Below are 12516 nucleotides of genomic sequence, written 5' to 3' on the forward strand. Positions count from 1 at the left end.
GTGCGAAATGTCGCTGGCGGTGATGCAGTCGGGTTGACGGCAGTCCGAGATGGCACCTTTGCAACCGGGGATGGAAGCAGTCTTGAGCCTTTGGGAGTCTTATCGCATGCGGCTGCGGCGGAAACGTCGCATCCTGCGTGCCATGCGCAAGTCCCGCGAGCTGTCAGCGGTGCAGGACCAGACGGATCGTATCCGGCCGGGCGATATTCTGCTGGTAACCACCCTGCGAAATGAGCAAATCCGGTTGCCCTATTTTCTCGACTACTACCGTAAACTGGGCGTCAATCACTTCCTCATTGTCGACAACGGATCGGTGGACGGCGCGCGCGAGTATTTGCGCGGCATGCCGGATGTCTCTGTCTGGCACACTATGGCAAGCTACAAGCGCGCTGGATTCGGCATTGACTGGATGAACCATTTGAAACGACGCTATGCTCATGGCCATTGGGTTCTGGTGGTCGATCCGGATGAGCTGTTCATCTACCCTTTCTGCGACAGTCGACCCCTGCGCGCGCTGACGGACTGGCTGGACAGTTCGGCTATCCGCAGCTTCTCCGCGATGCTGATTGATGTTTACCCCAAGGGTAAGCTGGATGCTGTGTCCTACCACGCCGGGCAGGATCCGCTGGAGATCGCCAATTGGTTCGATAGCGGCAATTACTCGTTCAAGCGCAATCCGACCTATGGCAACCTCTGGATACAAGGGGGTCCACGGGCGCGGGTGTTCTTTTCGGATCAACCGAAGAAGGCGCCAGCCTTGAACAAGATCCCGCTGGTAAAATGGGATCGGCGCTATACCTACGTCAGCTCGACCCATGCCCTGCTGCCGCGCGGCCTAAATCAGGTCTATGAGACCGACGGCGGTGAGAAGGCCAGCGGCGCGCTCTTGCACACCAAGTTTCTGCACACGTTTGTCTCCAAAGCTGAGGAAGAGATGCTGCGTGGGCAGCACTACGCCGGGTCTGCCGAATACAAAGCCTATGCTGAGGTCGCCGAAGATCAGCCCGAGCTTTGGTGCAAGTGGAGTGAGAAATATATCAACTGGCGCCAGCTGGAGATTCTGGGCCTGATGTCCAAGGGGAATTGGGCATGAGCGCTGTCGGAATCGTCATGCTGGTCCACACGGCGCTGGATCGTGCAGAACAGGTGGCCCGGCATTGGGTGGCAGGGGGGTGCCCTGTTGTTTTGCATGTCGACAGGAAGGTCCCACAGGCAACGTATGCGGCGTTCAAGGCTGCGTTCTCCGGTGACCCGATGGTGCGGTTTTCGCGCCGGCATCGCTGCGAATGGGGCACTTGGGGAATTGTCGCGGCGTCGCAGTCTGCTTCGGAGCTACTGCTGGCCACATACCCATCAGTGCGACATGTTTTTCTGGCCTCCGGATCCTGCTTGCCGCTGCGGCCAATAGCAGATCTGGTCGACTATCTCGCCGCGCGACCGCGTACTGACTTTATCGAGAGCGCCACCACCGCTGATGTGCCGTGGATTGTCGGGGGGTTGGATGTCGAGCGTTTTACACTGCGCTTCCCCTTCTCATGGAAAAAACGGCGCTATCTCTTTGACAGATACGTCTCGCTGCAACGCAAACTGGGCATCCGGCGCAAGATCCCCGACGGGTTGGTCCCGCATATGGGCAGCCAGTGGTGGTGCCTGACGCGGCAGACCCTGTCGGCCATTTTGGAGGATCCGGACCGGCCACGGTATGACCGATATTTCCGCAAGGTCTGGATCCCGGATGAAAGTTACTACCAGACGCTTGCGCGGCTCTATTCCGGTAATATCGAAAGCCGGTCCCTGACTCTGTCCAAGTTTGATTTTCAGGGCAAACCGCATAATTTCTACGATGATCATCTTCAGCTTTTGCGCCGCTCGGATTGTTTTGTTGCGCGCAAGATCTGGCCTCATGCGGACCGGCTTTATGCAACGTTTCTGGGAGATCGGCCGGATGTGATGAAGACCAGTGAACCCAATCCGGGCAAAATTGATCGGATTTTTGCTAAGGCGGTTGAGCGCCGGACCCGAGGACGTCCAGGATTGTATATGCAAAGCCGACTTCCCGCCAACGGGCTGGAAAATGGCATTACCTGCAATCCCTATTCGATGTTTCAGGGATTTTCTGAGCTGTTCGAGAATTTTGAGGAGTGGCTTACGCAGGTAACGGGCGCCAAGGTACACGGGCATCTGTTTGCACCTGATAGCGTTGAATTTGCCGATCGCCAGACGCTGATCAACGGCGGTCTCAGCGATAGTGCGAAGCTGCGTGATTACCATCCGAAGGGGTTTCTGACCAATCTGATCTGGAACACACGCGGGGAGAGACAGTGTTTTCAGTTTGGGCCACAGGACAATCAGGCCATCAACTGGCTGGTGGCGCGTGATCCCAATGCGCAGGTCTCGGTGATTTCCGGCGCCTGGGCGGTGCCTCTGTTCCGGTCCAACAGAAATTTCGCTGACCTGCGACGCGAGGCGGCGCGATTGCAGCAGATTGAGGCCAAACATATTGAGATCCTCCGCTCCAAATACGTGAAGGCGCGGGTGCGGATCTGGTCGATGGCGGAATTTGTCGAGTCGCCGATGGAGCCGATCCAGACCATCCTGGATGAATTTGGGGCGCAGGCGCAGCGTCATCTGAATACCGCGCCGACAATGGTGGATCTGGCGGGTTTTGGCCAGTTTCTGCAAAACCTCAAGAACCAAGGGATGCACCCCTATCTGATGGGCGATTTTCCGGCGGAACAAGGGCCGTTGAACATGCCCAAAACGCCGCGCAAACCTTATCTGGTACAGTAACGAACCATGCCTCAGAACTTTGACTACTTCGTTGTGTTTGCCGAAATGCGCACCGGCTCGAATTTTCTTGAAGCCAACCTGAACGCGCTGGATGGAGTCACCTGCCACGGTGAGGCGTTTAACCCGCATTTTATCAGCTACCCAAACCGCGAGACGACGCTGGGGTGGACGCAGCAGCGACGCGACGGTGATGCACTGGGGTTTCTGAACCGTTTTCGCAGTGCAGAGGGGGGGCTGAACGGGTTTCGTTATTTCCATGACCATGATCCGCGCGTGCTGGACCAGATCCTGGACGATCCACGTTGCGCCAAGATTATCCTGACCCGAAATCCGGCTGACAGCTATGTCTCCCACCAGATCGCTCAGAACACCGGCCAGTGGAAATTGACAAACGTGAAACGGCGTAAGACGGGTTTGGCAACGATCAATGCGGAAGAGTTCGCACGGCATGTGGTAGAGCTGCAGAGTTTTCAGGTTACCCTTTTGAACCGGTTGCAGAAATCTGGGCAGACGGCGTTTTATGTCGCCTATGAGGATCTGCAGGATCTGGAGGTTCTCAATGGTCTGGCCAAATGGCTGGGGATTGAGGCCCGGCTGGACCGGCTTGATGACAGTCTCAAGCCGCAGAACCCCGCCTCGCTTGAGGAAAAAGTCGCTAACCCACAGGAGTTGGACCGCGCGATGGCAGAGTTGGATCGGTTCAACCTGTCGCGTACCCCGAATTTCGAACCGCGGCGCGGGCCGGCGGTCCCTCAATATGTTGCCGGGCAACAGCTGCCGTTGCTGTTTCTGCCGGTCAGTGGCGGACCAACTGATATTGTCTGCGGCTGGATGGCCGGGCAGGAACCCGATGGCGGAGAGGCGCTGATCTCGGGGATGAACCAGAAACAGCTGCGCCAGTGGAAACGGGGCCATCCCGGATTTCGCAGCCTGACCGTGCTGCGCCATCCCGTGGCCCGCCTGCATCATGTTTTCTGCACCCGTATTCTGGACACCGGGCTGGGATCGCTGCGCCAGATTCGCAATCTGATGCGCAATCAGTTCAAGGTGCCTTTGCCGAAAGATGCCGCAGATGGGTCATACACGCGGGACCAGCACTGTGCGGCCTTTGCGAAGTTTATTGAGGTGATTGGCGCCAATCTTGCGGGCCAGACCGGGTTTCGCACCGATGCGTCTTGGGCGACGCAGGCACAAACGATTGCCGGGTTCGCAACGATCCAGTCGCCTGACCTGATCCTGCGGGAGGCAGATTTGGCGCTCACGCTGCCGGATTTGGCCCGTTGGCTTGGAGGGTCAGAGAGTGTTTTGCCTGCTGCGCCGGAGATGGATCATCCCTACAGTCTGGCAGATATTTATGATGCCGAGCTGGAGGCACAGATCGCGTCGGTGTATCAGCGCGATTATTTGTTGTTTGGATTTGGAGACTGGGGTGCATGACCACCAGATGACCAGATCGGATCAGGCTGCCTGAACGGACTGATCTTCGGTCAGGATGGTGTGGAGTGTTGCCGGATCCGGATTTGCCCGCAGTTTCGTGCAGAAACTCTGCTCGCGCAGGGTGCGCGACACCAGTGCCAGGGCCTTCAGATGCTCAACACCGGCATCTTCAGGTGCAAACAGCGCGAATGCGATGTCGATTGGCTGGCGGTCTACAGCGCCAAACTCCAGCGGAGTGTCCAGCACCAGAAACACGCCAACCACCTTGTCCAGTCCATCCAGACGTGCGTGGGGCAGGGCAACGCCGTGTCCGACCCCGGTGGGGCCAAGGCTTTCGCGATCCAGCAAAGCCTCGACCGTTGGTTGCGCGGGCAGCCCGTAGGCGAGTTGAGCAACATCTGCAATCTCTTGAAACAGACGCTTTTTGCTGGATGCAGCACCAAAGACACGAACGGCCTCTGGCTTCAGGATGTTAGAAATCTGCATACTTCGATTGCTCCGCTCAACTCACGTAAGACGCCGTGACAGGTTACGGATCGATCCACCCGATATTCCCGTCTTCCCGACGATAGACGACATTCAGGCCGTCTTTGCCTTCCTTGCGAAACACCAGAACCGGGGCGCCTGCCAGTTCCATTTGCATCACGGCCTCACCAACCGAGAGGGATGGAATTTGCGTTTCCATCTCGGCGACGATGATTGGCTGCAATGATTCTGGTTCAGACTCGGTGCCGGCGTCTTCAGAGGCGAGGATATAAGAGCTAGCGCCGGAGAGTTCAACCGGCTCGCTCCGGTCGCGGTGATGGTCCTTCAAACGGCGCTTGTAACGGCGCAGCTGTTTTTCCATTTTTTCACAGCAGGCCTCAAATGCGGCATAAATTTCAGTGGCATGCGCTTTTGCTTGTGCGGTCAGACCAGTGGACAGATGCACGGTCGTTTCACAAACATATTCATGCGCAGACCGCGAAAAGACGACATTGGCGTCAGTCGGACGTTCAGCATATTTCGCGACCGCCGCTCCAAGCTCCGATTGCACATGGGACTGCAACGCTTCGCCAATGTCGATCTGTTTTCCGCTGATTTGGTAACGCATGTGATCTCCTTCACAAATAGACCTTCAAAACCCAGTCCAGGCCAAGCCTGGCTGCTCTCGCTTCAGTTTTGAAAGTGGGATTTAGGCAAGACAGTCGATTGCATTCGTCTGGGCCTTGGTAACAAGGCTGGAGCGAGGACAGCATCGGACTGCGGGTTTGCCATGTCTCAATTCGATGCCAACGAGGCGGGAGAGTCAATGCAAATCGGCGTCAATCGGTTACCCAAATATGAGGAGGCAGCGGGTTTCCACCTGTTGTCAGATAGTTGATGAATGGCACTCAGCAAGAACGGCGATAGGATGCAGAGGCGACCCATCCGGGATTGCGGCTGGTGCGATCAGGAAATTCGGAAATTATCGCCGAGATAGACGCGGCGGACATTCTCATTGTCGACCACCTCGGCCGGGGTGCCGGACATCAGCACCTTTCCGTCATGCAGGATATACGCCCTGTCCACAATCTCTAGTGTTTCGCGCACATTGTGGTCAGTGATCAGTACACCGATACCGCGTTTTTTCAGATCTCCGACCAGATGGCGAATGTCGCCGACAGAGATCGGATCCACCCCGGCGAAGGGCTCATCCAGCAGCAGATACTTTGGGTCTGCCGCCAGGCAGCGGGCGATTTCAACGCGGCGTCGCTCGCCACCGGACAGGGCCAGGGCCGGCGCGCGGCGCAGATGCTCAATCGAGAAATCTGACAACAATTCCTCAAGCCGTTCGCGCCGTTTGTGAGCGTGCTTCACCGCGATATCCAGCACGGAGGAGATATTGTCCTCCACCGAGAGACCACGAAAAATCGACATCTCCTGCGGCAGGTAACCGATCCCCATGCGGGCGCGCCGATACATCGGCAGGGTGGTGGCATTCTGCCCGTCAATCGTGACAGAGCCTGCCTCCGGGAACACCAGCCCGGCAATGGCGTAGAAGCTGGTGGTCTTACCCGAGCCATTGGGGCCGAGCAGAGCCACGACTTCGCCCCGGTCCAGCGACATGGAGACGTCGCGGATCACCACCTTTTTGCTGTAGGATTTGCGCAGCTTCTCGATGCGCAGGCCCGAGCTGCCGTTGGTGACTGTCAGTTCCGGTTTTGCCATCAGTCGCTGCCGCCGTTGAGGATGGTCTTGACGCGGCCGGACAGGCTTGCGGTGCCAGTGGTCAGATCCACCACAAGACGGTTGGAGGTCAACGTACCCGTTGACTGGCTCAGCAGGACATTGCCCGTCATCACCACAGTGCCGGAATCGATGGTATATTCGGCCTTGTCGGCCTCAGCAGCGTCGGGGCCATTGACCAGGATCACATCTCCGGTGGCTTCCAGCCGCTCGACGCCGGTCTTTCCGGTTTCGTCCTGCTTGTAAATCACCAGCACATCATTGGCCGACAGGCGCATTACACCCTGAATAATCACCACATCACCGATGAACCGCGCCGAGCCATCAGCCTGATTTACATCCAGTGTTTCTGCGGTGACCTCAACCGGTTGGGAGGGGTCTGCCTTGATCGCGCCAAATGCAATGGACGCAGATTGCGCCGAAAGCCCTGTGGAAAACAGGGTGACCGGCAGGCAGAACATCAAAACACGCAGATACAACACAGGTTATCTTTCCGATTGTTGCGGGTCGTATAGCAGCTTGACCCCTTTGTTGAAAACCATATGTACCGCCCCGCTATCGGTTTTTGTATCGATCTGCATGGCGCCGGCGGTCAGATCCCCCATGGCACCGCTGGCCTGAACCGGGCCGGGGCTGTCCGCGCGCACACCATCGAGCGCTGCATTCAATTCCTGAGTGGTGACACGCAAACCATCGCTGGACAGGATTTCAACATTACCGTGAAAGTTTGCCATATCCTTATCCGGACGCAAGGCGCCGGTGTCGGAACTTAGCAGGAAACGGCCACCGCCGGTCATCTTGATCTCTGCCTCAAGGTTCACAGCCGTCGCCGGCGCATCTGCGCCGCCTGGGCGGGCGAGGGCAGCGGTTACCATGATTTCATCACCCTGCGCCGTGGTTCCTGAGAAAAATGGCGCGGTGATCTGCTGACCACGGGTGCGGTCTTCCAGATCCTGCTCCGCAAAAGGGATCACCGCATCAGTGTTCACGCCGCGAGAAATCAGAAACATGGTCGACATCAACGCCAAAGCCATCAGCGGCAGCAGGACCTTCAGGTAGGCCACAAGGCGGGAATAGCCGTCCATCGTCCCCTGGTCTCCGTTAGCCCAGCCCGACGCGCAGGCAGTCGTGGATATGCAGCAGCCCCACCGCCTGCGCGGTGTTACCCTCCGGATCGACGACAAACAGGCAGGTAATCTTACGGTCATTCATGATCGCGACGGCTTCTTCGGCCAGTGAACCGGGGGCAATCGTTGTCGGATCGCTGGTCATCACATCAGCCGCTGTTTTGTCCAGCAACCCATCCATATGTCGCCGAAGGTCACCGTCGGTAATAATGCCCTGCAGGGTGCCATCGGCACCCATGACGCCTGCGACGCCAAATCCCTTCTGGCTGATTTCGATCAGCGCATCGGACATCGGGGTGTCGGCACCGACCAGCGGCAGCGCCGCCCCGTCGTGCATGAGATCGTCAACCTTTGACAGCCGCGCGCCCAATTTGCCACCGGGATGAAAGGCGCGGAAGTTCTCAGGGCGGAAATCGCGATGCTGCATCAGGGCGATGGCCAACGCGTCTCCCATCGCCAGCGTTAGCGTTGTTGAAATCGAGGGCACCATGCCAAAGCCGCAGGCCTCCCCCAAGGCGGGAATTTGCAGATGCACATCCGCCTCTTTCATCAGGGTGCTGTCCATACGGCTGGACAGCCCGATCAGCGGGATACCGAAGCGACGGGTGAACGACAGAAGGTTGGCCAGCTCAGGCGCTTCGCCCGAATTTGAGATCGCCAGAACCACATCTCCCTTGGACAACATGCCAAGATCACCATGGCTGGCTTCTGCCGGGTGTACGAAATAGGCGGGTGTCCCGGTTGATGCGAGGGTGGCGGCGATCTTGTGCCCGATATGGCCGGATTTGCCGATCCCGCTGACGATAACGCGGCCTTCGGCCTGCAAGACCAGATCAACCGCTTCTGCAAAGCGTGCATCCAGCCCGTCTGCCAGCGCATCAAGCGCGCGGGATTCGTCGGTGATCACCTGTCGCGCGGTGGCGAGGAATGTCTCTGCGCTGCTCATGAGTGTGCAAAGATGTCTGTGTCGGGCCAACCTGCGAGGTCCAACTTGGCGCGCATTGGCAGGAAATCGAAGCAGGCCTGAGCCATTTCACTGCGGCCTTCGCGATCCAGACGCTTGTCCAGAGCGGCACGCAAACGGTGTAGGTGCAGCACGTCGGAGGCGGCATAATCAAGCTGTGCGTCGCTCAGCTGCGCGGCACCCCAGTCGGTCATCTGCTGTTGTTTGGAGATATCCACGCCGATCAGCTCCTGCGTCAGGTTTCTCAGCCCATGGCGATCCGTATAGGTGCGTACCAGGCGGCTGGCGATCTTGGTACAATAGACCGGGGCAGCCAATGCGCCAAAGGCATGATACATCGCGGCAATATCGAACCGGCCAAAATGAAACAATTTCAGAACCTTGGGGTCCTCCAGCATCGCGCAAAGATTCGGCGCTGCGGTCTGACCTTTGGCGATCTGCACCATATGGGCATTGCCGTCATCGCCCGACAGCTGGACAACACAGAGCCGATCCCGATGCGGGTTGAGGCCCATCGTCTCGCAGTCGATCGCGACCACCGGCCCCAGATCGAGCCCGTCGGGCAGGTCGTTTTGATAGAGGTGATTGGCCAAGTGACAGGATCCTTTGTCTTGCCGATGCGGCGTGTTTGGCACCGAGATAGGGGTTTCGGCGGGCAAACTCAACTCTTGCAGGGCGTAGGATCCATCGACGCGTCTGCACTCAGGCTGAACCTCATGTCAGGTCAAGGCGGAGCAGGGTGGGCCATGGACAGGCAGATACACAATACCCAGCACCATGGGATGCTGTTCGTGCAAATGATGCTGTCGGGGATATGGTGCCCAGGAGAGGACTCGAACCTCCACGTCCATACGGACACTAGCACCTGAAGCTAGCGCGTCTACCAATTCCGCCACCTGGGCAGGTGTCGTGAGGGGCGTATAAGCAGAAGCGGCAGAGGCGTCAAACGGAAAATTCACCGCGCAGCGGATCTGGGAATTCGATGCTTGATCAGCGGGAATAGCGGGGAAATCTTGGGCGACGTATCACGGGCGTGAACCGACTCAGCGCTCCATGAGAGCGGCATCATAGATTTCTTGAATATTGGGGGATATGGTGCCCAGGAGAGGACTCGAACCTCCACGTCCATACGGACACTAGCACCTGAAGCTAGCGCGTCTACCAATTCCGCCACCTGGGCAGGTGTCGTGAGGGGCGTATAAGCAGAAGCAGCGGGGGCGTCAAACGGAAAATTCATGGTTTCTGGGGCTCGTCACATCGCCCAGGGCGAGCGGCAGCTGTCCGCGACTGCGTATGTTGTTCGTCGAACTGGCGCTGGCCGTCACGCGGTTCTGAGAAAGTTCATGTTGAGCGCGATATCAGTCAGAAAGCTGCGCCAGGCGCTATGTGTGTCGTCGCTCCATTCCGGGCCGAGGATGTCTGCCAACGCACTGGTGAAGCTGTGAATGAACCCATCAAAATGTGCATCGGTGATCTGGATCGCACGATGGCGCTCTCCCTAATGTTTCAGGATCGCCGACAGTTTTTCCGGATGGTCCAAGGCTTCGATAATATGGGTGAGCGACGTTAGCAATTTTTCGTGCTGACCCGCCATATCGTCGGGGAACACCGCGCGCACGTCCGGGCAGATTTCAAAAAATTTCGCGTAGAACAGGCGCACAAAGTGATCCAGCTCCATACGTTCGCTTTCAACACTTCTGTGAATCAGGCTTCTGTCGTCCTCTGACACCATGATGCCGGGCCTCCGATCTGTCGCGGGTAGTCGACGAATTGGTATTCAGGATTGGACCCCAACATAGCTCACGGAGCTAAATCAGCCGTTAATGGCCCTGTGGGATAAGGCGCAGAGAGAGTTGTATCGTTGTGGGTCGATTTGCGCCTTGTTCCAAAGGGCGCAGGGCGGTAAATCGGATCAACAGCTAATGTAGGAGCCAAAAGATGTCCAAACTGGTCACGATCTATGGTGGGTCCGGTTTTGTCGGCCGTTACATCGCGCGCCGCATGGCCAAGGAAGGCTGGCGTGTGCGCGTCGCCGTACGCCGCCCGAATGAGGCGATGTATGTCAAACCCTATGGCGTACCCGGCCAGGTGGAGCCTGTTTTGTGCAATATCCGCGATGATGCCTCGGTTGCCGCGGTGATGCAGGGGGCGGATGCGGTGGTGAACTGCGTTGGCATCCTGAATGAGCTGGGCAAGAACACATTTGATGCCGTTCAGGCGGACGGCGCTGAGCGTATCGCGCGAATCGCTGCCGGTCAGGGCGTCAGCGCCATGGTGCATGTGTCTGCCATTGGTGCGGAGCAGGATAGCGACAGCGCATATGCCCAGTCGAAGGCCGCAGGCGAAGCGGCTGTGCTGAAGCATATGCCAGAGGCGGTGATTCTGCGCCCGTCGATCATTTTTGGTGCTGAAGATCAGTTCTTCAATCGGTTTGCTGCGATGACACGTTTGTCGCCGGTGCTGCCGATCGCCCATGCCGATACTAAGTTCCAGCCGGTTTATGTCGACGATGTCGCCAAGGCTGCCGTTGCTGCGGTGCTTGGTCAGGCGGAACCGGGCGTCTATGAGTTGGGCGGTCCTGAGGTGAAAAGCTTTGGCGCGCTGATGCAGCAGATGCTTGAGGTGATCGATCGTCGTCGCCTGGTGCTGTCGCTGCCCGGTCCGATCGCAAAGCTGGTGGCGCTTGGTTTTGACGTGATGCAGTTCGTGAGCTTCCAGCTGATCGAGAACAAGATGCTGACCCGCGACCAGCTGAAAAACCTTGAGGCTGATAATGTGGTCTCTGAGGACGCTAAAGGTTTTGATGAGCTGGGGATCCACCCGGTTTCTCTGGCGTCGGTTTTGCCGGATTACCTGTGGAAGTTCCGCCCCTCCGGTCAATATAACGAGCTGATGGACTCAGCGCGCAACCTGCGCAACGATCTTTGATCTCTCAGTCCGGTTCAAAATAGCAAGGGCGCGGCACTGGTCCGCGCCTTTTTGTTGGGCGTCGTTTGGCGCAAGCTGATCAGCTCTGGTAAGCGATGGTCAGCAATACAGTACCCAAAATTACGCGATAGATGACATAGGGTGTGAAGCTGACCGAGCGCAGCAGCCGCATCATCAGGGTCAGGGCCGCAAGCGCGGCAATCATCGACAGTAGCGCCGCTATGGCCGCATCTCGCATCACCGCAGCGTTTGCATCTATGGCCACTTCAGCGCCCAGCAATACGCCAGACGCGATGATTGTCGGGATCGACATCAACATAGAGAGGCGCGCCGCATCCATCCGGGTGTACCCCAGCTTGCGGGCACCAGTGATGGTGATACCAGATCTTGAGGTGCCGGGGATCAGGGCCAGCATCTGCCACAGCCCCATTATCAGCGCGTCGCGCAGGTTCCAGTCGCTGCTTTGCTTATGTGTTGGCCCGTAGCGATCCGCCACATAGAGGACGAGGCCAAAGCCAAGCATTGTCCAACCAATCACCTTCATCGAGCGCAGGGCGTCACTCAGTCCGCTGAAATGCAGAAACGCGCCGAACAAAACGGTTGGAATGGTCGCAACGATCAACCCCATGGCCAGCCGGGCGCCGGGTGTGTCCATCCGTCCGGTCAGGGCGCGCGGCAGGCCAATCAGCCCCGCACGCACATCCTGCCAGAAAAACAGCACCACCGCCGCCAGCGTGCCCAGATGGACGGCGACGTCGATCACCTGCCCCTGATCGTCCAGCCCTGTCAGTCCGGGAAGCAGGATCAGATGGCCGGAGGAAGACACCGGCAGGAATTCGGTGATGCCCTGAATCAGGGCGATAAGGATCAGCTGAAAGAGGGGCATTATGCTCGTCCGATTGGGGATCCCGCAGGGATGGCAAAGAACAGCGGGCGTGTAAATCCGTTGATTTTATTGACCGCTGAGGCAAATTGGTCCGAAGCGGACCTAAAATTACTGTACATTTCCGCTCAAGAGAGTATCAGAACATAACTGCTGCCAGATTAGGTCAGTATAGTTGA

Annotated in this window: 13 protein-coding genes, 2 tRNA genes and 1 pseudogene; 4 read left to right on the forward strand and 12 right to left on the reverse strand. The window is 57.8% G+C overall.

Going from position 1 to position 12516, the window contains the following annotated elements; all coding sequences use genetic code 11:
• The first annotated feature begins 106 nt into the window (after positions 1-106).
• From OO25_RS06675 to OO25_RS06685, 3 genes are read left to right on the forward strand one after another with little or no spacing between them, the layout of a single operon-like run.
• On the forward strand, positions 107-1093 hold the full coding sequence (locus OO25_RS06675) for a glycosyltransferase family 2 protein (RefSeq protein WP_040175004.1): 987 nt from the start codon (positions 107-109) through the stop codon (positions 1091-1093).
• A complete protein-coding gene (locus OO25_RS06680) occupies positions 1090-2790 on the forward strand; it encodes a beta-1,6-N-acetylglucosaminyltransferase (RefSeq protein ID WP_040179069.1) in 1701 nt (566 codons plus the stop codon). Before OO25_RS06675 ends, OO25_RS06680 begins: the two co-directional genes overlap by 4 nt.
• Before the next feature lie 6 nt (positions 2791-2796).
• Positions 2797-4227 (forward strand): nodulation protein NodH, encoded by a 1431-nt coding sequence (locus tag OO25_RS06685; protein WP_040179071.1) that lies wholly within the window; start codon positions 2797-2799, stop codon positions 4225-4227.
• A gap of 21 nt (positions 4228-4248) precedes the next feature.
• Here OO25_RS06685 and OO25_RS06690 read toward each other — a convergent pair whose 3' ends face one another.
• From OO25_RS06690 to OO25_RS23195, 11 genes and pseudogenes are all read right to left on the reverse strand, one after another.
• On the reverse strand, positions 4249-4713 hold the full coding sequence (locus OO25_RS06690) for a PTS sugar transporter subunit IIA (RefSeq protein ID WP_014876479.1): 465 nt from the start codon (positions 4711-4713) through the stop codon (positions 4249-4251).
• Positions 4714-4756: 43 nt separating this feature from the next.
• The gene (hpf, locus tag OO25_RS06695) at positions 4757-5320 is read right to left on the reverse strand and encodes a ribosome hibernation-promoting factor, HPF/YfiA family (protein WP_014876480.1); all 564 of its coding nucleotides are present in this window, start codon (positions 5318-5320) and stop codon (positions 4757-4759) included.
• 338 nt (positions 5321-5658) lie between these two features.
• Positions 5659-6417: an LPS export ABC transporter ATP-binding protein gene (lptB, locus tag OO25_RS06700; RefSeq protein WP_024098965.1), complete on the reverse strand. Its 759-nt coding sequence runs from the start codon at positions 6415-6417 to the stop codon at positions 5659-5661.
• Positions 6417-6896 carry an LptA/OstA family protein gene (locus OO25_RS06705; protein WP_040179195.1) on the reverse strand — a complete coding sequence of 160 codons (480 nt, stop codon included), beginning with the start codon at positions 6894-6896 and terminating at the stop codon, positions 6417-6419. The genes lptB and OO25_RS06705 overlap by 1 nt, the downstream gene beginning before the upstream one ends.
• Before the next feature lie 24 nt (positions 6897-6920).
• Entirely contained in the window at positions 6921-7520 is a 600-nt protein-coding gene (lptC, locus tag OO25_RS06710) for an LPS export ABC transporter periplasmic protein LptC (RefSeq protein WP_040179073.1), read from the reverse strand.
• A 16-nt stretch (positions 7521-7536) separates the two neighbouring features.
• Positions 7537-8508 (reverse strand): SIS domain-containing protein, encoded by a 972-nt coding sequence (locus OO25_RS06715; RefSeq protein ID WP_040179074.1) that lies wholly within the window; start codon positions 8506-8508, stop codon positions 7537-7539.
• The gene (locus tag OO25_RS06720; RefSeq protein ID WP_040179075.1) at positions 8505-9119 is read right to left on the reverse strand and encodes a ribonuclease D; all 615 of its coding nucleotides are present in this window, start codon (positions 9117-9119) and stop codon (positions 8505-8507) included. Before OO25_RS06720 ends, OO25_RS06715 begins: the two co-directional genes overlap by 4 nt.
• A gap of 222 nt (positions 9120-9341) precedes the next feature.
• Positions 9342-9428: transfer RNA gene (locus tag OO25_RS06725), tRNA-Leu, on the reverse strand.
• A gap of 191 nt (positions 9429-9619) precedes the next feature.
• A tRNA-Leu gene (locus OO25_RS06730) sits at positions 9620-9706 on the reverse strand.
• A 141-nt stretch (positions 9707-9847) separates the two neighbouring features.
• A pseudogene (locus OO25_RS23425) lies at positions 9848-10012 on the reverse strand (globin domain-containing protein); the annotation flags it as partial.
• Between the two features lie 12 nt (positions 10013-10024).
• Positions 10025-10258: a globin domain-containing protein gene (locus OO25_RS23195; RefSeq protein ID WP_242406991.1), complete on the reverse strand. Its 234-nt coding sequence runs from the start codon at positions 10256-10258 to the stop codon at positions 10025-10027.
• Between the two features lie 206 nt (positions 10259-10464).
• Between OO25_RS23195 and OO25_RS06740 the strand changes: the two genes are divergently transcribed.
• Positions 10465-11454, forward strand: coding sequence for a complex I NDUFA9 subunit family protein (locus tag OO25_RS06740; protein ID WP_040179076.1), 990 nt, complete (start codon positions 10465-10467; stop codon positions 11452-11454).
• A 79-nt stretch (positions 11455-11533) separates the two neighbouring features.
• Here the strand turns inward: OO25_RS06740 and OO25_RS06745 are convergent, their stop codons facing one another.
• Positions 11534-12340 (reverse strand): undecaprenyl-diphosphate phosphatase, encoded by an 807-nt coding sequence (locus OO25_RS06745; protein ID WP_040179078.1) that lies wholly within the window; start codon positions 12338-12340, stop codon positions 11534-11536.
• Between the last annotated feature and the right edge of the window lie 176 nt (positions 12341-12516).

This window comes from Phaeobacter sp. S60, from assembly GCF_000826845.1.
Taxonomy (GTDB): Bacteria; Pseudomonadota; Alphaproteobacteria; order Rhodobacterales; family Rhodobacteraceae; genus Phaeobacter; species Phaeobacter piscinae.